An 18580-nucleotide genomic window follows, 5' to 3' on the forward strand; every position below is an offset into this window, starting at 1 on the left:
AAGCCCATGAGCAGAAAATACTTTGGAACCGATGGCATCCGCGGTCAGGTGGGGCAGTTCCCCATCACTCCGGAATTCATGCTCAAGCTCGGCTGGGCAGCCGGTATGGCATTTCGAAAGCAGGGCAAGTGCCGCATTCTGGTTGGCAAGGACACGCGCATCTCCGGTTACATGTTCGAGTCTGCGCTGCAGGCCGGCCTTTCCGCTGCGGGCGCCGATGTTGCGCTACTGGGTCCTATGCCGACTCCGGCGGTGGCTTACCTGACCCGTACCTTCCACGCTGAGGCAGGAATCGTCATCAGTGCCTCGCACAATCCGCATCATGACAACGGCATCAAGTTTTTCTCCGGGCGCGGCACCAAGCTTCCCGACGAGGTCGAGCTGATGATTGAAGAGCTGATCGATACGCCGATGACGGTGGTCGAATCAGCCCAGCTGGGCAAGGCTTCGCGAATTAACGACGCGGCCGGCCGCTATATCGAGTTCTGCAAGAGCAGCGTGCCGACCAGTACCGACTTTTCCGGCCTCAAGCTGGTGATCGATTGCGCTCACGGTGCGACCTACAGGGTAGCGCCCAGCGTGTTTCGTGAGCTGGGAGCCGAAGTGGTGGTCATCGGTGCGCAGCCGGACGGCCTCAATATCAACGCCGATGTCGGCTCGACCCATGTCGGACAGCTGCAGAAGGCAGTGCTCGAACACGGTGCCGATCTTGGCATCGCCTTCGATGGTGATGGCGACCGGGTGATGATGGTTGATCACACCGGTGCTTTGGTCGACGGCGACGAGTTGCTCTATGTGATCGCGACCGATCTGCAGGAGCGTGGGCGTCTCGAGGGTGGCGTCGTTGGTACCCTGATGAGCAATCTTGGGCTGGAGCTGGCGCTTCAGAAGCGCGAAATCCCATTTGTGCGTGCAAAGGTCGGGGACCGCTACGTCATGGCCGAGATGCTGGAACGTAACTGGGTGCTCGGTGGCGAAAACTCAGGGCACATCGTCTGCTCGCAACATGTGACCACGGGTGATGCAATTATCGCCGCGTTGCAGGTATTGCTTGCCCTCAAGCGCCGTGGGCAAAGCCTGGCCCAGGAACGTCTGGCCTGGAAGAAATTCCCGCAAGTCTTGATCAATGTGCGCTTCGCCGGCGACCGGGATCCAATTTCCGATCCGCAGGTGAAGGCTGCCTGTGACAGTGTTACAGAGCGCATGGCCGGTCGGGGGCGCGTACTGCTGCGCAAGTCGGGAACAGAGCCTTTGGTGCGGGTTATGGTCGAAGGTGACGACGAGAATCAAGTGCGTAGCTATGCCGAAGAACTGACCGCAGTGGTTACTGAAGTTTGTGCGTGATTCTCGCTTGCCAGGTTGGATTTCCTTGAGTACCATCTGCGCCCACTTTGATCGACGAGGTAAAGCATGCGTCGCCCCCTGGTAGCTGGTAACTGGAAGATGAACGGTACCCGCGCCAGCGTCGCAGAGCTGATCGAAGCGCTCGGCCAGCAGGAGTTTCCTGAATCGGTAGAGATGGTGGTTTTTCCATCATGCGTCCATGTTGGGCAGGTCGTGAGCGGGCTGGCGGATAGTGCGATTGCCGTCGGTGCTCAGGACTGCGCAGCAGAGCCCGGTTTTGCTGCACTTACAGGTGAAGTATCTGCTTCCCAGTTGGTGGATGTCGGGTGCGGGTGGGTATTGGTTGGTCATTCCGAGCGGCGCCTGATTTTAGGCGAGAGTGACGAGATGACTGGCCGCAAGTTCAAAGCGGCATTGGCGTGTGATATGACACCGGTGCTGTGCCTTGGCGAAACGCTCGAACAGCGTCAGGCGGGGCAGACGCTCGAAGTGGTTGGGCGTCAGTTGGCCAGTGTGCTGGCGATTGCCGGTATAGGCTCTTTTGAAAAGGCGGTTGTGGCGTATGAGCCGGTCTGGGCTATCGGCTCGGGTTTGACGGCAACGCCACAGCAGGCTCAGGAAATACATGCTGCTATTCGTGAGCAGCTGTCGCATGAGGACAAGCGCATCGCTGATGGTGTGCGTATTCTGTACGGCGGCAGCGTAAAGGCGGAAAATGCCGCTGAGCTTTTTGCGATGGCGGATATCGACGGGGGGCTTATCGGTGGCGCCTCTCTGAAAGCGAATGAATTCGGTGCGATCTGTCGCGCTGCAGGGAACTGATCAGATGTTGCAGACTGTTGTGATTGTGGTGCATCTGCTGGTTGCCCTTGCTTTGGTTGTGTTGGTTCTGCTGCAGCAGGGCAAGGGTGCGGATGCTGGCGCTTCCTTCGGTTCGGGTGCTTCGGCAACCGTGTTTGGAAGTCAGGGTTCTACTACCTTTCTTAGTCGTTTTACTGCTATACTTGCCGGCGTTTTTTTCCTGACAAGTTTGGGTCTGGCCTACTTCGCTACCCAGCAAGCAGGAATGCTGTCTCAGGCGGGTCTTCCTGATCCGGCGGTTCTTGAGATTCCGGTCAGCAAGCCAGCTGTCGAAGATGTACCTGTTCTGGAGTCCGCTCCGTCCGCAGGTTCTGCTGGTGATGTTCCTCAGGTTGAGGAGAAGCAGTAAGCAAGGGTTTTTGCCGAGGTGGTGGAATTGGTAGACACGCTACCTTGAGGTGGTAGTGGCCATAGGCTGTAGGGGTTCGAGTCCCCTCCTCGGTACCATACAAGCAGGCCCGCATATGCGGGCTTTCTTGTTTCAGCGTTTTGATTGACCTGCGTGTTATGCAATTGTATAATTCGTGCCCAGTTTGTCGCGGGGTGGAGCAGTCTGGTAGCTCGTCGGGCTCATAACCCGAAGGTCGTTGGTTCAAATCCAGCCCCCGCAACCAGTTGATAAAGGCCCCTATAGAGGGGCTTTTTATTAGCTACTAGCCAGGTCGCCGGCATTTACAGGCGATCAATAGGGATGGGCGTTTCGCCCATTTTTCATTTGTACAGCATGCGCGAGGGACTTCGATGTCGAGCAAGCTAGAACAGTTGCACGCCTTGCTGGCCCCGGTGGTTGAAGCACTGGGCTATCAATGCTGGGGAGTCGAGTTTCTCTCGCAGGGTAAGCATTCCTTGCTGAGGGTATATATCGATCATTCCAACGGCATTCTTGTCGATGACTGTGAAAAGGTCAGTCGCCAGCTTAGCGGTGTGCTCGATGTTGAAGATCCCATCAGCAGCGACTACACCCTTGAAGTGTCTTCGCCTGGGTTGGACCGGCCGTTGTTTACGCTGGAACAGTACGCTGCGAATGCTGGTGAGCAGGTCAAAATAAAACTGCGATCGCCCTTTGAGGGGCGGCGAAATTTCCAGGGTCTTCTTCGCGGGGTGGAAGAGCAGGATGTGGTGGTGCTGGTTGATGATCACGAGTATCTGTTGCCGGTCGATATGATCGACAAGGCAAATATTGTTCCCCGTTTTGAGTAAAACGCGGTTCCCGCGGACCCCAATGGATTGCGAAAGGCGAGGCGTACGATGAGCAAAGAAGTACTGCTGGTTGTGGAATCGGTATCCAACGAAAAAGGCGTACCGGCCGGTGTGATTTTCGAGGCGTTGGAGCTGGCTTTGGCCACGGCTACCAAAAAGCGTTTCGAGGACGAAGTTGACCTGCGTGTAGAGATCAATCGACAGAACGGCAGCTATGAAACGTTCCGTCGCTGGACTGTGGTCGAAGAAGAGGATTTCGACGATCCGGCACATCAGTTGACGGTCGATATGGAGCAGGCCCGCGAGGCCAACGCCAAGGTTGGCGATGTGCTCGAAGAGAAGGTCGAGTCCATCGAGTTCGGTCGTATCGCCGCCCAGACCGCCAAGCAGGTCATCGTGCAGAAAGTTCGTGAGGCTGAACGCGCGCAGGTCGTCGAGGCCTACCGTGATCGTCTGGGCGAGATCATCTCCGGCACGGTGAAAAAGGTTACCCGCGACAGCGTGATTGTCGATCTGGGCAACAACGCCGAAGCGTTGCTGGCTCGCGAGGACATCATTGCACGCGAAACCTTCCGTGTAGGTGCTCGTGTTCGTGCGCTGCTCAAGGAAATTCGCACCGAGAACCGCGGCCCGCAGCTGATCCTGTCGCGTACCGCGCCGCAGATGCTGATCGAGCTGTTCCGCATTGAAGTGCCGGAAATTGCCGAAGAGCTGATCGAGGTAATGGGCGCGTCGCGTGATCCGGGCTCTCGTGCCAAGATCGCGGTCCGCTCCAAGGACAAGCGCATCGATCCGCAAGGCGCCTGTATTGGTATGCGTGGCTCACGTGTACAGGCGGTTTCGGGTGAGATCGGTGGCGAGCGTGTCGATATCGTCCTCTGGGACGAGAACCCGGCGCAGTTCGTCATCAACGCCATGGCACCCGCCGAAGTGGCTGCCATCATCGTTGATGAGGATGCCCACGCCATGGACATCGCCGTTGCCGAAGACAACCTGGCCCAGGCTATTGGCCGTGGTGGCCAGAACGTGCGACTGGCCAGTCAGCTGACTGGCTGGACGTTGAACGTGATGACCGAGGACGACATCCAGGCCAAGCAGCAGGAAGAAACGGGCGATATCCTGCGCAATTTCATTGAAGAGCTGGATGTCGATGAAGAACTGGCACAGGTCCTGGTAGAGGAAGGTTTCTCTACTCTCGAAGAAATTGCCTACGTCCCGCTGGAGGAAATGCTCGGCATTGAAGGCTTCGACGAAGAGATCGTCAATGAGCTACGTACCCGTGCCAAAGATCGCCTGCTGACCAAGGCGATCGCGACGGAAGAGAAACTGGCAGATGCCCAGCCAGACGAGGATTTACTCGCGCTGGAAGGCATGGACAAAGAACTGGCGGTCGAGTTGGCAGTGCGGGGAGTCATCACCCGCGAAGACCTGGCCGAGCAGTCGATTGACGACCTGCTCGACATAGACGGCATTGATGAAGAACGTGCCGGCAAGCTGATCATGGCCGCCCGAGCCCATTGGTTCGAGTAAGTAATTAGCGGCCTGAGGAGAGAGATGCATGACGCAAGTCACGGTGAAAGAACTGGCCCAGGTGGTCGACACACCGGTCGAGCGACTGCTGCAGCAGATGCGTGAGGCAGGACTGCCGCACACCAGCGCCGAGCAAGTAGTGACCGATAATGAAAAGCACGCGCTGTTGGCGCACCTGAAAAGCAGCCATGGCGCCAAGGTGGACGAGCCGCGCAAGATTACCTTGCAGCGCAAGACCACCACCAAGCTGAAAGTGGCTGGTAGCAAGACCATCAGTGTCGAGGTACGCAAGAAGAAAACCTTCGTCAAGCGTACCCCGGACGAGATTGAGGCCGAGAAGCAGCGCGAACTGGAAGCCCAGCGCGCCGCCGAAGAGGCCGCACGCCTGAAGAGCGAGGAAGAAGCGCGTCAGCAGGCCGAGGAAGAAGCGCGTCGTAAGGCGCAGGCTGAGCTGGAGGCGCGCGCCGGATCGCCGGTTGTCGCTCCGGCTCCGGTCCAGGAAGCTCCCGTTGAAGCCGTTGCTCCGGTTGAAGAGCGCAAGAAGGAAGAGCCGCGTCGCGCCGAGAAGTCGCGCAGCGATGACGACGAGCGTCGTGAACGCAAGCAGGCTCAGCAGCGCCCGGCGGCCAAAGCCAAGGCTCCCCTGTCGCGTGCCGTGCGCAGCGGTGATGATGATGCCGACAGCTTCCGTCGTGGCGGACGTGGTAAATCCAAGCTGAAGAAGCGTAACGCGCATGGTTTCCAGAGCCCGAGCGGCCCTATCGTTCGCGAAGTGGCTATTGGCGAGACCATTACAGTGGCCGATCTGGCTCAGCAGATGTCTGTTAAGGCTGCTGAAGTCATCAAGTTCATGTTCAAGCTGGGCACCCCGGTGACCATCAACCAGGTGCTGGATCAGGAAACCGCTCAGCTGATCGCTGAAGAGCTGGGCCACAAGGTCAAGCTGGTCAGTGACAACGCCCTGGAAGAACAGCTGGCAGAAATGCTCAAGTACGAGGGCGAGGCCATCACCCGCGCCCCGGTTGTGACCGTGATGGGTCACGTTGACCACGGCAAGACTTCGCTGCTCGACTATATTCGTCGCGCCAAGGTCGCCACTGGCGAGGCTGGCGGGATTACCCAGCATATCGGTGCCTACCATGTGGAAACCGAGCGCGGCATGGTTACCTTCCTCGACACCCCCGGTCACGCGGCCTTTACGGCAATGCGTGCCCGTGGTGCCAAGGCGACCGATATCGTGATTCTGGTTGTGGCAGCCGACGACGGCGTGATGCCGCAGACCCAGGAAGCCGTTCAGCACGCGAAAGCGGCTGGCGTGCCGATCGTGGTTGCGGTGAACAAGATCGACAAGCCGGAAGCCAACCCGGACAACATCAAGAACGGCCTGGCCGCGCTGGATGTGATTCCGGAAGACTGGGGCGGAGATACTCCGTTTGTGCCGGTATCGGCGAAGATGGGTACCGGTGTCGACGAACTGCTTGAGGCCGTACTGCTTCAGGCTGAACTGCTCGAGCTTACTGCCACGCCCTCGGCGCCTGGCCGTGGCGTGGTGGTTGAGTCGCGTCTGGACAAGGGTCGTGGCCCGGTGGCGACCGTTCTGGTTCAGGAAGGCACGCTGCGTCAGGGTGATATGGCCCTGGTCGGATCGACCTATGGCCGCATCCGCGCAATGCTCGACGAGAACGGCAAGAGCATCAAGGAAGCCGGTCCATCGATTCCGGTGGAAATCCTCGGTCTCGATGGCACGCCTGAGGCGGGTGACGAGCTCAGTGTGCTGAGTGACGAGAAGAAAGCGCGCGAAGTGGCGCTGTTCCGCCAAGGCAAGTTCCGCGAAGTCAAATTGGCTCGCGCCCATGCCGGCAAGCTCGAAAACATTTTCGAGAGCATGGGGCAGGAAGAGAAGAAGACGCTCAATATCGTCCTCAAGACCGACGTGCGCGGTACGCTCGAGGCGCTGCAGGGTTCGCTCAGCGGTCTGGGCAACGACGAAGTGCAGGTGCGCGTCATCGGTGGCGGTGTCGGTGGTATTACCGAAAGCGATGCCAACCTGGCGCTGGCGTCCAATGCGGTGCTGTTCGGCTTCAACGTGCGGGCCGACGCAGGCGCGCGCAGGATCGTCGAGCAGGAAGGTCTGGATCTGCGTTATTACAACGTGATCTACGACATCATCGAGGACGTCAAGAAAGCCCTGACCGGCATGCTTGGCAGCGATGTTCGCGAGAACATCCTCGGCGTCGCGGAAGTGCGTGACGTGTTCCGCTCGCCGAAGTTCGGTGCCGTTGCCGGTTGTATGGTTCTTGAAGGCATGGTGCATCGTAACCGTCCAATCCGCGTATTGCGTGAGGACGTGGTTATCTTCGAAGGTGAGCTGGAATCGCTGCGTCGCTTCAAGGATGACGTTGCCGAAGTACGTGCCGGCATGGAATGCGGTATTGGCGTGAAGAGCTATAACGACGTGAAGGTTGGCGACAAGATCGAAGTCTTCGAGAAAGTCGAAGTAGCGCGTTCTCTGTAATCAAACGCAAACTGGAAGCTGGAACTCAGAAGCCGGACGCCACCCAAGTGGTCTCCGGCTTCGAGCTTCCAGCTTTTGGCTTTTAAGAAGGTTAGAGTCATGGCAAAAGATTACAGCCGTACCCAGCGTATCGGCGACCAGATGCAACGCGAGCTGGCTTCGCTGATTCAGCGCGAAATCAAAGACCCGCGCCTGGCTCTGGTAACAATTACCGGAGTCGAAGTCAGCCGCGACCTCTCCCATGCCAAGGTGTTCATCACTGTCATGGGCAAGGACGATGATGAGGATGCGGTCAAGGACAACCTGCGGATACTCAATGACGCGGTCGGCTTCCTGCGTATGCAGTTGGGCAAGGCAATGAAACTGCGTACGGTTCCGCAGCTGCACTTCAGCTATGACGCCAGTGTTCGTCGCGGGGTCGAGTTGGCTTCGCTGATCGAGCGGGCGGTTGCCGAAGACCGCAAGCACCAGCATGGCGATGGAGAATAAGGCGTGGCCCAGGTAAAACGCATTCGCCGCGCGGTCAGTGGCATCATTCTTCTCGATAAGCCGCGCGGGTTTACTTCCAACGCTGCACTGCAGAAGGTTCGCTGGCTGCTGAACGCCGAGAAGGCCGGCCACACCGGCAGCCTCGATCCACTGGCAACCGGTGTGTTGCCGCTGTGCTTCGGCGAGGCCACCAAGTTTTCCCAGTATCTGCTCGATGCCGACAAGGCCTACGAGACGGTCGCTCAACTTGGCGTAACCACGACCACGGCGGATGCCGAAGGCGAGGTTATCGAGCGTAAGCCGGTGAATATCAGCCAGGCCCAGCTCGAAGCGGTTTTGCCGCAGTTCCGCGGTGACCTGCAGCAGGTTCCGCCGATGTACTCCGCTCTCAAGCGTGACGGACAGCCACTTTACAAGCTGGCCCGCGCAGGAGAAGTGGTGGAGCGCGAGCCACGTTCTGTTACCATTGCGCGCCTGGATCTGCTGTCTCTGGAGGCTGATCGGGCAAGGCTCGCAGTGTCGTGCAGTAAGGGCACCTATATCCGTACGCTGGTCGAGGATATCGGACGGGAGCTGGGCTGTGGGGCGCACGTGGCAGAGCTGCGGCGAACCCAGGCAGGCCCCTTCGATTTGAGCCGGACGGTCACGCTCGAAGAGCTGGAACAGGCTCATGCCGATGGTGGACCAGAGGCGCTTGATGCCTTCCTCCTTCCGGTCGACAGCGGTCTGGAGCATTGGCCTCTGCTGCAGCTATCGGAGCACAGCGCCTTTTACTGGCTGCACGGGCAGCCCGTACGTGCACCGCAAGCGCCGCAATTCGGCATGCTGCGGGTACAAGATCACAACGGTCGCTTTATCGGTATCGGTGAAGTGAGTGATGACGGGCGTATTGCGCCGCGTCGACTGATTCGGTCGGAATGACCGATACGCAATGCTCCTGAGTGTGCATTGCGTCATGAGGATGGCTGTTGGCAGGCACGGTCAGCCCTCTTTTTAAACACGGGATATTCCCGGCCTGTTCACTGTAAGGAGCCCATCATGGCACTTAGCGTTGAAGAAAAAGCCCAGATCGTTAACGAGTACAAGCAAGCTGAAGGCGATACCGGTAGCCCGGAAGTGCAGGTTGCCCTGCTGACCGCCAACATCAACAAGCTGCAAGGCCACTTCAAGGCCAACGGCAAGGACCACCACTCCCGTCGTGGCCTGATCCGTATGGTCAACCAGCGTCGTAAGCTGCTGGATTACCTGAAGGGCAAGGATGCTACTCGTTACAGCACCCTGATCGGTCGTCTGGGTCTGCGTCGTTAAGACGTAGCGAGCTGGAAACCTAGAGCTGGAAGCTTGAAGTTGAAAGACGGAACAATCCTCCGCTTGCGACTTCGGGCTTCCAGCTTTTTGGCTTCTGCAGGAGAGACCGGGTCCGATTCCCGCCACTCCCGCCAATTTCCCCCAAAGGCAACAGAGAGAAGGAAAACACCGTGAACCCGGTAATCAAGAAATTTCAGTTCGGTCAGTCGACCGTAACCCTCGAGACTGGCCGTATTGCCCGTCAGGCCTCCGGCGCCGTCCTGGTCACCGTCGACAACGACGTGAGCGTGCTGGTCACCGTCGTTGGCGCCAAGACCGCCGACCCGAGCAAGGGCTTTTTCCCGCTGTCGGTCCATTACCAGGAAAAGACCTACGCTGCCGGCAAGATTCCGGGTGGCTTCTTCAAGCGTGAAGCGCGCCCGTCCGAAAAGGAAACCCTGACCTCGCGCCTGATCGACCGTCCGATCCGCCCGCTGTTCCCGGAAGGTTTCCAGAATGAAGTGCAGGTGATCTGCACCGTGGTATCGACCAGCAAGAAGACCGATCCGGACATTGCAGCGATGATCGGTACCTCGGCTGCGCTGGCCATCTCCGGTATTCCGTTCAACGGCCCCATTGGCGCCGCGCGCGTGGCTTTCCATCCGGAAACCGGCTACCTGCTGAACCCGACCTACGAGCAGCTCAAGGCTTCCAGCCTGGACATGGTCGTGGCCGGCACCAAGGACGCCGTCCTGATGGTGGAGTCCGAAGCCAAGGAGCTCACCGAAGACCAGATGCTGGGCGCGGTGCTGTTCGCCCACGACGAATTCCAGGTGGTTATCCAGGCCGTTGCCGAGCTGGCCGCCGAAGCCGGCAAGCCGACTTGGGACTGGCAGCCGCCGGCGGAAAACACCGAGCTGCTCAACGCTATTCGCAGCGAGTTTGGCGAGGCGATTTCCCAGGCCTACACCATCACCATCAAGCAGGACCGCTATGCACGCCTGGGCGAGCTGCGCGAGCAGGTGGTTGCCCGCTTCGCCAAGGAAGAAGGTCAGCCTTCCGCGGGTGAAGTGAAGGATGCGTTCGGCGAGATCGAATACCGCACCGTTCGCGAGAACATCGTCAACGGCAAGCCGCGTATCGACGGCCGTGACACCCGTACCGTGCGTGGTCTGAACATCGAGGTCGGCGTGCTCGACAAGACCCACGGTTCCGCGCTGTTCACCCGTGGCGAAACCCAGGCACTGGTCGTAGCCACCCTCGGCACCGCCCGTGACGCACAGATCCTCGACACCCTGGAAGGCGAGAAGAAAGACCCCTTCCTGCTGCACTACAACTTCCCGCCGTACTCGGTCGGTGAGTGTGGTCGCATGGGCGCCACTGGCCGTCGCGAAATCGGTCACGGCCGTCTGGCCCGTCGTGGTGTTGCCGCAATGCTGCCGAGCGCTGACGAGTTCCCGTACACCATTCGCGTGGTTTCGGAGATCACCGAATCCAACGGCTCCAGCTCGATGGCTTCCGTCTGCGGTGCTTCCCTGGCGTTGATGGACGCCGGTGTGCCGATGAAGGCGCCGGTGGCCGGTATCGCCATGGGCCTGGTCAAGGAAGGCGACAAGTTTGCCGTACTGACCGACATCCTCGGTGACGAGGACCACCTGGGCGATATGGACTTCAAGGTGGCCGGTACCGCCAATGGCGTCACCGCGCTGCAGATGGACATCAAGATCCAGGGCATCACCGAAGAGATCATGGAGCAGGCGCTGGAGCAGGCGCTGGAAGCGCGCCTGAACATCCTCGGCCAGATGAACCAGGTCATTTCCCAGTCGCGCAGCGAGCTGTCGGCCAACGCGCCGACCATGATTGCGATGAAGATCGATCAGGACAAGATCCGCGACGTGATCGGCAAGGGTGGCGCGACCATCCGTGGCATCTGCGAAGAAACCAAGGCCTCGATCGACATCGAAGACGATGGCTCGATCAAGATCTTTGGCGAAACCAAAGATGCGGCCGAGGCTGCCAAGCAGCGCGTGCTGGCCATCACGGCAGAAGCCGAGATCGGCAAGATCTACGTCGGCAAGGTGGAGCGCATCGTCGACTTCGGTGCCTTCGTCAACATCCTGCCGGGCAAGGACGGTCTGGTGCACATTTCGATGTTGAGCGATCAGCGTGTCGAAAAAGTGACTGACATTCTGAAAGAAGGTCAGGAAGTCGAGGTGCTGGTGCTGGACGTGGACAACCGCGGTCGCATCAAGCTCTCGATCAAGGACGTTGCTGCGGCGAAGGCTTCCGAAGCCTGATTGACCGAAAGGCAGCTCGCAAGCCTGGCGTCATCAGGCATGCCGTTTGACCAAACGCCCCGACTCGTCGGGGCGTTTTGTTTTCAGCGGGCAAACCTGTGCAACTTGCACGCTCTGGCACCGCAAAACATGCAAGGTGCTAGTGGCTTTAAGCCATTGCTGGTTTTCAAGTTATTGAAATTTAAGGCTTTTTTAAGCGTAAAAAACTGGCATGCCGCTTGCGATATTTCCTGTGGATCTGCGGTCGGAGTAATACCGCAGTCATTTAAAAAACAGGAGTGCCATTATGAATACAATCCAGAAATCTCTTACTGCTACCGCCATTGCTGCTGCCCTGAGCCTGCCTATGGCCGGTGCTGCCTTCGCCGACGTCAACCCAGCGGTGCAAAAGACCGATACGCTTATGCTGGCCGCTAACGACAACGTGGAAAAGGCTGGTGACGCCGTTTCCGATACCTGGATTACCACCAAGGTGAAATCAACCTTGCTGGCCGAGGATGCGACACCTGGCATGGACATTGAAGTTGAAACCAAGGACGGCGTTGTTTCGCTTTCCGGTACCGTAGCCACTGAGGCCGAGCGTGAAATGGCCATCAACAAGGCCAAGGGCATCAAGGGCGTACGTGAAGTTTCCGCAGACGGTCTGAAAGCTGCTGACTAAACCGTTACCTTAAAGTGCTGATCGCCACTGTTGATGCAGGCATGGATGCCTCGTCAGCAGAGGCAAAGCCTTAACGCCCGCGCTCGCTGTCGATGCGGCGCAGGCGGTTCCCTTCGAAACGCAGGAAATGATACATGCCGTGCTTGGGCCCATAGGTCCATTCTTCGACCTGTACTTCCTGACGAAAGCCATAGTCATCCACGATCTGTTTGAAGCCTATCGGCGCTGCGCTGGCGGGTTCGCCGCACTTGGCCCGAACTTCAGTTGTAGAAGCATCCAGACTGACTAATGCACTGCCGCAACGGTAGGTCGAAGAGGCCTGGGCATTGCAAGCCACGCTGAGCAAGAACAGCGCGACAAGAGGCGGCACCTTACTCATGTTCATCCACTCCTCTCAGGGTGCACGGCGAAATTCTATCCGTATCAGGCGATTGCCCTGAAAGGTAAGAATGCTGAGCTTTCCGTTGGTAGGGCCGTAGAGCCACTCCTCGATAACCATTTCCTGCCTGACATTCGGCCCGAGGGTGTAGCCAACCAAATCACGTTGACTGGGTGCACCGCATTTGCGTTCGACCTCGAATGTCCGGTCGCCCGTACTTACAAGCTGAGTGCCGCAACGCAAGGTGTCGGCCTGGATGGCAGGGCTGCAGATCACGCCGAGCAGCAATAGATGAAAGGGCCTGCGCACTCATTCACTCCCCAAGTGCAGGGCGGTGGGAACTTGGCCGTTAGCTGCCGTTTCGCTGGTGCTGGTATCAAGCAGATAGGCACGTGAAGCGTCGAGGCCGGTCTGATCGACCAGGTAATCCTTGATCGAATTGGCTCGCTCTCGGCTCAGCGCACGCAGCAGCGCGGTACTGTCGGCACGGCTGGCAATCACGGCGTCATGCATGTTCTGCAAGCGCTGTGCGTCATCGAGTTCTTTCCACTCCTCGGGGGGCTGCTGTTTCAGGCGGCTACGGTAGATGCCTTCGAGCAGGGCTGACTTGTCTTCTTCGCTGACCTCCAGCTGCGCTGCATCGGCCGGCACCTTGTCACCCCGCCGTTGCATCATCCTGTACAGCGTCTCTTGATACTCGCGTTGTAACCACTGCTCGGCGAGCAGGGGACCGTCGGCCTGTGCCGAGCTTTGTCCTTCGATCTCCAGACGCAGCACCGGACGCTCATTCAGTGCCTTGGCCAGGGTGTCGAGATTGCTGCGTGCCTGCGGGTCGAGCTCGCTGCTGCCGGGGGTGAACAGCACCTGGCTGAGGTCCACCTGATCACCATCCACCAGCCCTGCGAGAAACTTGAAGGGCGCCTGAACGGCACGGGTGATCAGGTTGCGCAGGGTCTGCCAGACAATGGGCATGACATCGAACTGCGGGTTGTTGAGGTCACCCTGTACCGGCAGCTCAATGGATATGGTGCCTTTGCTGTCCTTGAGCAGCGCCACCGCCAGGCGTACAGGCAGGTCGACGGCCTCGGGGCTGTCGACCTGTTCGCCGAGCTGCAACTGTTGCAGAACGACCTTGTTTTCAGCGTTGAGCTGGCCCTGCTGGATGCGGTAGTGAAGGTCCAGGTCCATTCGGCCTTTCTGGATGCGATAGCCGGCAAACTTGCCGGAGTAGGGCGATAGCGTGGTGAGTTCGACCTGTTTGAAGCTGGTTGCGATGTCCAGGCTCTGCAGTGGGTCGAAGGGTGTCAGGCTGCCTTTGATCGTTACCGGCGCGTAGCGGTCAACTTTGCCAGCGATGTTCACTGAGGCCGGCTTTTGCTGATGATTGTCCAGTGTGCCGACTGCACCGTTGAGATCCTGCACGGCGGTAATGAAGGGTGGTCGCAGGCTGAGGTCGGAGAAGTTGGCCGAGCCGTCGTTGATGTTGATCCCGCCGATGCGAATAGCCAGCGGGGCTTCCTGCGACGATGTTCCGGCTGCGGCGTCATCCGCAGACGTTGCGCTCTTGTCCACCAGCAGGTCATTGATGTTGGTGGTGAGGTCGGGGTTGATGATGAAACGGGCATAGGGCTGAGTCAGATCGATACTCGCCATCTGCAATTGCTGTGAGTGCCGGTAGTCCAGCCCTTTGAGCTGCAGGCGTTGCCATTTGAGGAAGTCGCGGTTCTTAATGGTGTCCAGCGTATGCAGTTGGGTGACCTCGACGTCCCCGGTCAGGTTGAACGCCAGTGGTTCTGCTTCGGTCAGTTCGAGCTTCAATTGGCTGGCGAGAAAGCCGCTGCGCAACTCCAGATGCACGAAAGGCGTCAGGTAGGCCTGGGCTATGCGCAGGTCGATATCCTGGCTGTCGATGGCCAGCGTACCCGTCAATGGCGTCAGCTGCAGCTGGCCCTGCGCCTGCAGTGAGCCTCGATTGCCAATGCCGGTATCGAGTTTGAGTCCGAAAGGCGAGGTGCCGCGGCTGTCGAAATCGGAGACCTCAAGGTTCAGCGGCCCAACCTCCAGAGCCACTTCCTGCTCCGGAACACGATCGCTCAAGTGCAGTTGATAATCGCGAAGCTGCGCGCTCTGCAAAAGAACCTGCCATGCCTGTGCTGGCTCAGCATCCTCTGCTGCTTCAGGGGGCTCAGCTGCCGGTTCTTCTCCCTTGGAGCCGGCGAGCAGTTTCTGCCAGTTCAGCTCACCGTCGCGCTCGCGGGTTGCCCAGGTTTCGAGCTTCTGGCTGCTCAGCGCGCCGATGACAACCTGCTGTTTGGCCAAGTCCAGCGAGCTCTGGCTGATCTGAAGTTGCTCCAACCGCACCAGTGGTTGGCCGTCCGTGCTGTCGAGTTTGAACGGGGAAAGCTGCAGGCTCAGGTCGCTCAGCTGCAGTTCGGTGCCTTGTCCAAGGTCGAGGCGGTAATCACTGGCGAAGCTGGCTCGGCCTTCGACGAGCCTCAGGGGCAAGGCGTCCTGGGCGTAGGCCCAGAAATCCTTTAGCTGCAGGTTGCTGATCTTCAGCTGGCCGGATGAAGCTATGGGCGACAGGCCGAACTGTCCAGTCCAGTCCACGCGTGCGCCGCTGGGGCCGGTGGCGACCAGGTTCGCAGCGGCCGAGTTATCCGCGCGGGTGGCGAAGTTGAGGAGCTCGAAGTTCAGGGAGTCGAGCAGAAAATCGATGGGCTCGGCGGGGCGCTGGTCGGCGAATCGAAGCGAGCCTTCTATCAATTGCAGCCGTCCGATGCTCAGAGCAAAGGGCTCTGCGTCGGCTTCGTCAGCTTGCTCTTCGCTGCTTTGCGGAAGGTTGAACAGTTGGCTCAGATTAAGCTCACCCTGTTTGTCGAACAGCACCTGGGTCTGCAGCCGCACCAATTCGAGGTCGGCGATCTGCAGCTCGCGGCGCCAGAGACTGCTCCACTCCAGATCCAGGAAGAGGCGTTCGAAGCCAAGCTGTTGCTGCCCCTCTTCGCCCAGGTGCAGGTTGAATAGCGTCAATTTGAGCGTGAAGGGGTTGAACTCGATCCGCTCCAGGCGCGCCGGAACGGTGGCGTACTGAACCAGTTGCTGGTTGATGATGCGCTGGGCGACGCCCGGCAGGATCAGAAAGCCGATCAGGCAGTAACAGGTCAAAGCGGCCATCAGGCCGATGAGCGCGCGCTTTATTCCGGTTGGCATGCGACGTGGATTCCAGACGATTGACTGCGTTGGAGTATGGCATGGGTCTCGGGTTCAGGTGTGCGCGGCCGCCAGCAATAGCTCAGCGTGGCGAGTGCAACGGGAGGCCCATACGGCGTCTGGCGCGATGTACTGAGCCATTGCGTACCGCCCAACGCAACAGTGGGGCGGTGCATCTGACCCCGAGCCGAATCAGCTGGCGCTGACGGGAACCTTGCTGGAGTCTGAACTGCTCGCTGGCCCAATCCGGTAGCAGCTCAATGCCAGCCTGCATCATCAGGGCGCCGAAGGGCTTGGCCAGTGCGCTGGGTGCAGGTGCGTTGAGCAGAATGCGCAGAACCTCTTGCGAGCGCTCGTCGCACTGCAATTGGGGGCGCAGTGTCTGGAAATAATTTGCCACTTCGTTGCGGCTGCGGGGTACGTCGCGGGCGCCGAGAGCTTCAGCGATCCGAGCAACTTCGGCGTAGTAGCGATCCTGCTCGCTGCCGGGCAACTCCGGGTTGAGGTAGCGCAGATGCGCCTTGAGGAAGCTGCTGACTTCGGCGACATGAACCCAGGTCAGCAGGTCGGGATCGCTGGCCGCATATGGACGCCCATCCGGCGCATGTCCCGTGACCTGCAGATGTATCGTGCGGACCCGCTCAATCAGACGCTGGGCATCGGCATGGCTGCCGAAGGTGGTGCCGGAGATGAACTGCCCGGTGCGGCGCAGGCGACCCAGCAAGTCCTGACGAAAGTTCGAATGATCCCAGACGCCGGCCAGGGCCAGCGGGTGCAATGCCTGCAGCAGCAGTGCCGAGATGCCGCCGATGAGCATTGAGGTGAAATCGCCATGCACTTTCCAGCACACCGAATCCGGGCCGAACAGCCCCGGATCGCCCGGCGGGTTTTCATAGTCCACACCGCCGATGGCCAGGCCGGTGAGGCTCTGTACCTGGGCTTCTATATGGCGGCGAACGAATTCCATGGCGGGCGGCGACAGTGTTGGAGGAGAGGACGAATGGTACCCGAACGCCTGGCTCACCGTAGAAGCGGCAACCGGACGGCGAGCGCCGTGCCATCCGGTTGCCAGGCGCAGCTTCAGCCGCGATGACGGCTGCGGAAGAAGTCGATCAAACCTTGGGTCGATGCATCGTCGGCTGGTGCCGCATCGAAGCTGGTCATCTGGCCATAGACCACCTTGCCCAGATCCTTGCCAAGCTCGACGCCCCACTGGTCGAACGAGTTGATCCCCCAGATCACGCCTTGCACGAATACCTTGTGCTCATAGAGCGCGATCAGTGCGCCGAGACGGCCGGGGCTGATGGTTTCCATCACCACCGTGTTGCTTGGTCGGTTGCCGGGAATGACCTTGTGCGGCGCCAGACGCTGCACTTCGGCTTCGGGAAGTCCCTTGGCGCGCAACTCGGCTTCGGCTTCTTCACGGGTTTTACCGAGCATCAGCGCCTGGCTCTGGGACAGGCAGTTGGCGTAAAGCCACTCATGGTGATCGGCCACCGGGTTATGACTGACCACCGGGACGATAAAGTCCGCAGGAATCAGCGGTGTGCCCTGGTGCAACAGCTGGTGATAGGCGTGTTGGCCGTTGGCGCCGACGCCGCCCCAGATCACCGGCCCGGTACCGCAGGCAACGGGCGAACCGTCCTGACGCACGCTTTTGCCGTTGGACTCCATATCCAGCTGCTGCAGGTGCTGGACGAAGTTGCGCAGGTAATGGTCGTAGGGCAGGAAGGCGTAGCTTTGCGCGCCCCAGAAGTTCTGATACCAGACGCCGAGCATGGCCAGCAGCACCGGCATGTTGCTTTCGAACGGCTCGGTAAGGAAATGCTGGTCCATGCTGTAGGCGCCGGAGAGCAGGTCCTTGAAGTTGGACATGCCGATGGCCAGCGCGATGGGCAGGCCGATGGCCGACCACAGCGAATAGCGTCCTCCGACCCAGTCCCACATGGGGAAGATGTTCTTTTCGCGAATGCCGAAGTCGACGGCCGCCTGGCGGTTGCTGGTTACCGCGACGAAATGGCGGTAGAGCTTTTCCTCGGTGCCGCCCTTGCCCAGGTACCAGCTACGTGCGGCCTGGGCGTTCTTCAGCGTCTCCAGGGTGCCGAAGGTCTTGCTGGAAATGATGAACAGGGTGGTCTCGGCGTTCAGTTTGGCAGTTACCTCACGGAACTCGCTGCCGTCGATGTTGGCCAGGTAATGGTTGCGCACGCCGTGCTGGGTAAACGGCAGCAGCGCCTCTGAAACCAGCTGGGGTCCGAGGAAGGAGCCGCCGATACCAATATTCACCACGTCGGTGATGGTCTTTTCGCTGTAGCCACGCCAAAGGTTGTTGTGGATGCGAGTGACGAAATCGGTCATCTGCGCCAGCGCGGTGTGGACCTCACGGACGATGTTCTTCCCGTCGACCATCACGCTGTCGCCCATTGGCCGGCGCAGGGCGGTGTGCAGAACCGGACGGTTTTCCGAAGCGTTGATCCGTTCGCCTTCGAACATGGCGCGGGTAGCCTGCTCGACTCCGGCTTCGCGCGCTAGGTTGACCAGCAGGGCGCGGGTTTCAGGCGTGATCAGATTTTTCGAGTAGTCGAGAAACAGGCCGCAGCAGGAAGCCGAGAGATCCTCGAAACGTGTTGGGTCTGACTTGAACGCCTCGCGCATGCTGAAGTTCTGCATGGCCAGCCGATGTTCTTCCAGGGCCTTCCAGGAGGGCAAGGCAGTAGCGTCGAGAGGGTGCTGATAGTAACTCATGGGGTGCGGCTTCCTTTGCGTGGCGGACTGACTGCACGGTTGCTGTAGCGGCTGCATGC

Annotated in this window: 16 protein-coding genes and 2 tRNA genes; 13 read left to right on the plus strand and 5 right to left on the minus strand. The window is 59.5% G+C overall.

The annotated features are described in order from the left end of the window. Nucleotides 1–6: 6 nt before the first annotated feature. From glmM to BN1079_RS16820, 13 genes are all read left to right on the plus strand, one after another. Nucleotides 7–1344: a phosphoglucosamine mutase gene (gene glmM, locus BN1079_RS16760; protein WP_037026431.1), complete on the plus strand. Its 1338-nt coding sequence runs from the start codon at nt 7–9 to the stop codon at nt 1342–1344. Nucleotides 1345–1410: 66 nt separating this feature from the next. Beyond that, nucleotides 1411–2166 carry a triose-phosphate isomerase gene (tpiA, locus tag BN1079_RS16765; RefSeq protein ID WP_037026434.1) on the plus strand — a complete coding sequence of 252 codons (756 nt, stop codon included), beginning with the start codon at nt 1411–1413 and terminating at the stop codon, nt 2164–2166. Between the two features lie 4 nt (nt 2167–2170). Continuing rightward, nucleotides 2171–2554 carry a preprotein translocase subunit SecG gene (secG, locus tag BN1079_RS16770; RefSeq protein ID WP_037026437.1) on the plus strand — a complete coding sequence of 128 codons (384 nt, stop codon included), beginning with the start codon at nt 2171–2173 and terminating at the stop codon, nt 2552–2554. Nucleotides 2555–2566: 12 nt separating this feature from the next. After that, a tRNA-Leu gene (locus BN1079_RS16775) sits at nt 2567–2652 on the plus strand. Nucleotides 2653–2742: 90 nt separating this feature from the next. Further along, nucleotides 2743–2819 (plus strand) — tRNA-Met (locus BN1079_RS16780). 127 nt (nt 2820–2946) lie between these two features. Beyond that, a complete protein-coding gene (gene rimP / locus BN1079_RS16785; protein ID WP_037026440.1) occupies nt 2947–3405 on the plus strand; it encodes a ribosome maturation factor RimP in 459 nt (152 codons plus the stop codon). Nucleotides 3406–3453: 48 nt separating this feature from the next. Beyond that, the gene (gene nusA, locus BN1079_RS16790; protein WP_037026443.1) at nt 3454–4935 is read left to right on the plus strand and encodes a transcription termination factor NusA; all 1482 of its coding nucleotides are present in this window, start codon (nt 3454–3456) and stop codon (nt 4933–4935) included. Between the two features lie 28 nt (nt 4936–4963). After that, nucleotides 4964–7450, plus strand: a complete 2487-nt coding sequence (gene infB / locus BN1079_RS16795; protein WP_037026445.1) for a translation initiation factor IF-2 — start codon at nt 4964–4966, stop codon at nt 7448–7450. Nucleotides 7451–7549: 99 nt separating this feature from the next. Continuing rightward, nucleotides 7550–7939 (plus strand): 30S ribosome-binding factor RbfA, encoded by a 390-nt coding sequence (gene rbfA, locus BN1079_RS16800; RefSeq protein ID WP_037026447.1) that lies wholly within the window; start codon nt 7550–7552, stop codon nt 7937–7939. Nucleotides 7940–7942: 3 nt separating this feature from the next. Then, a complete protein-coding gene (truB, locus tag BN1079_RS16805) occupies nt 7943–8860 on the plus strand; it encodes a tRNA pseudouridine(55) synthase TruB (RefSeq protein WP_037026449.1) in 918 nt (305 codons plus the stop codon). A gap of 117 nt (nt 8861–8977) precedes the next feature. Next, complete coding sequence (gene rpsO / locus BN1079_RS16810) at nt 8978–9247, plus strand: 30S ribosomal protein S15 (protein WP_037026451.1); 270 nt, start codon at nt 8978–8980, stop codon at nt 9245–9247. Nucleotides 9248–9417: 170 nt separating this feature from the next. After that, nucleotides 9418–11523 carry a polyribonucleotide nucleotidyltransferase gene (gene pnp / locus BN1079_RS16815; RefSeq protein ID WP_037026453.1) on the plus strand — a complete coding sequence of 702 codons (2106 nt, stop codon included), beginning with the start codon at nt 9418–9420 and terminating at the stop codon, nt 11521–11523. 286 nt (nt 11524–11809) lie between these two features. After that, nucleotides 11810–12184: a BON domain-containing protein gene (locus tag BN1079_RS16820; RefSeq protein ID WP_037026454.1), complete on the plus strand. Its 375-nt coding sequence runs from the start codon at nt 11810–11812 to the stop codon at nt 12182–12184. Nucleotides 12185–12254: 70 nt separating this feature from the next. Here BN1079_RS16820 and BN1079_RS16825 read toward each other — a convergent pair whose 3' ends face one another. From BN1079_RS16825 to pgi, 5 genes are all read right to left on the minus strand, one after another. Then, nucleotides 12255–12563, minus strand: a complete 309-nt coding sequence (locus tag BN1079_RS16825) for a DUF2845 domain-containing protein (RefSeq protein ID WP_037026456.1) — start codon at nt 12561–12563, stop codon at nt 12255–12257. Between the two features lie 15 nt (nt 12564–12578). Continuing rightward, on the minus strand, nt 12579–12872 hold the full coding sequence (locus BN1079_RS16830; RefSeq protein WP_052114511.1) for a DUF2845 domain-containing protein: 294 nt from the start codon (nt 12870–12872) through the stop codon (nt 12579–12581). Beyond that, nucleotides 12873–15776, minus strand: a complete 2904-nt coding sequence (locus BN1079_RS16835; protein WP_037026458.1) for a DUF748 domain-containing protein — start codon at nt 15774–15776, stop codon at nt 12873–12875. A gap of 82 nt (nt 15777–15858) precedes the next feature. After that, nucleotides 15859–16743 (minus strand): oxygenase MpaB family protein, encoded by an 885-nt coding sequence (locus tag BN1079_RS16840; RefSeq protein ID WP_037026460.1) that lies wholly within the window; start codon nt 16741–16743, stop codon nt 15859–15861. A gap of 113 nt (nt 16744–16856) precedes the next feature. Beyond that, nucleotides 16857–18521 (minus strand): glucose-6-phosphate isomerase, encoded by a 1665-nt coding sequence (gene pgi, locus BN1079_RS16845; protein WP_037026461.1) that lies wholly within the window; start codon nt 18519–18521, stop codon nt 16857–16859. Nucleotides 18522–18580 lie beyond the last annotated feature (59 nt).

It is taken from the genome of Pseudomonas saudiphocaensis, from assembly GCF_000756775.1.
Classification (GTDB): Bacteria; Pseudomonadota; Gammaproteobacteria; order Pseudomonadales; family Pseudomonadaceae; genus Stutzerimonas; species Stutzerimonas saudiphocaensis.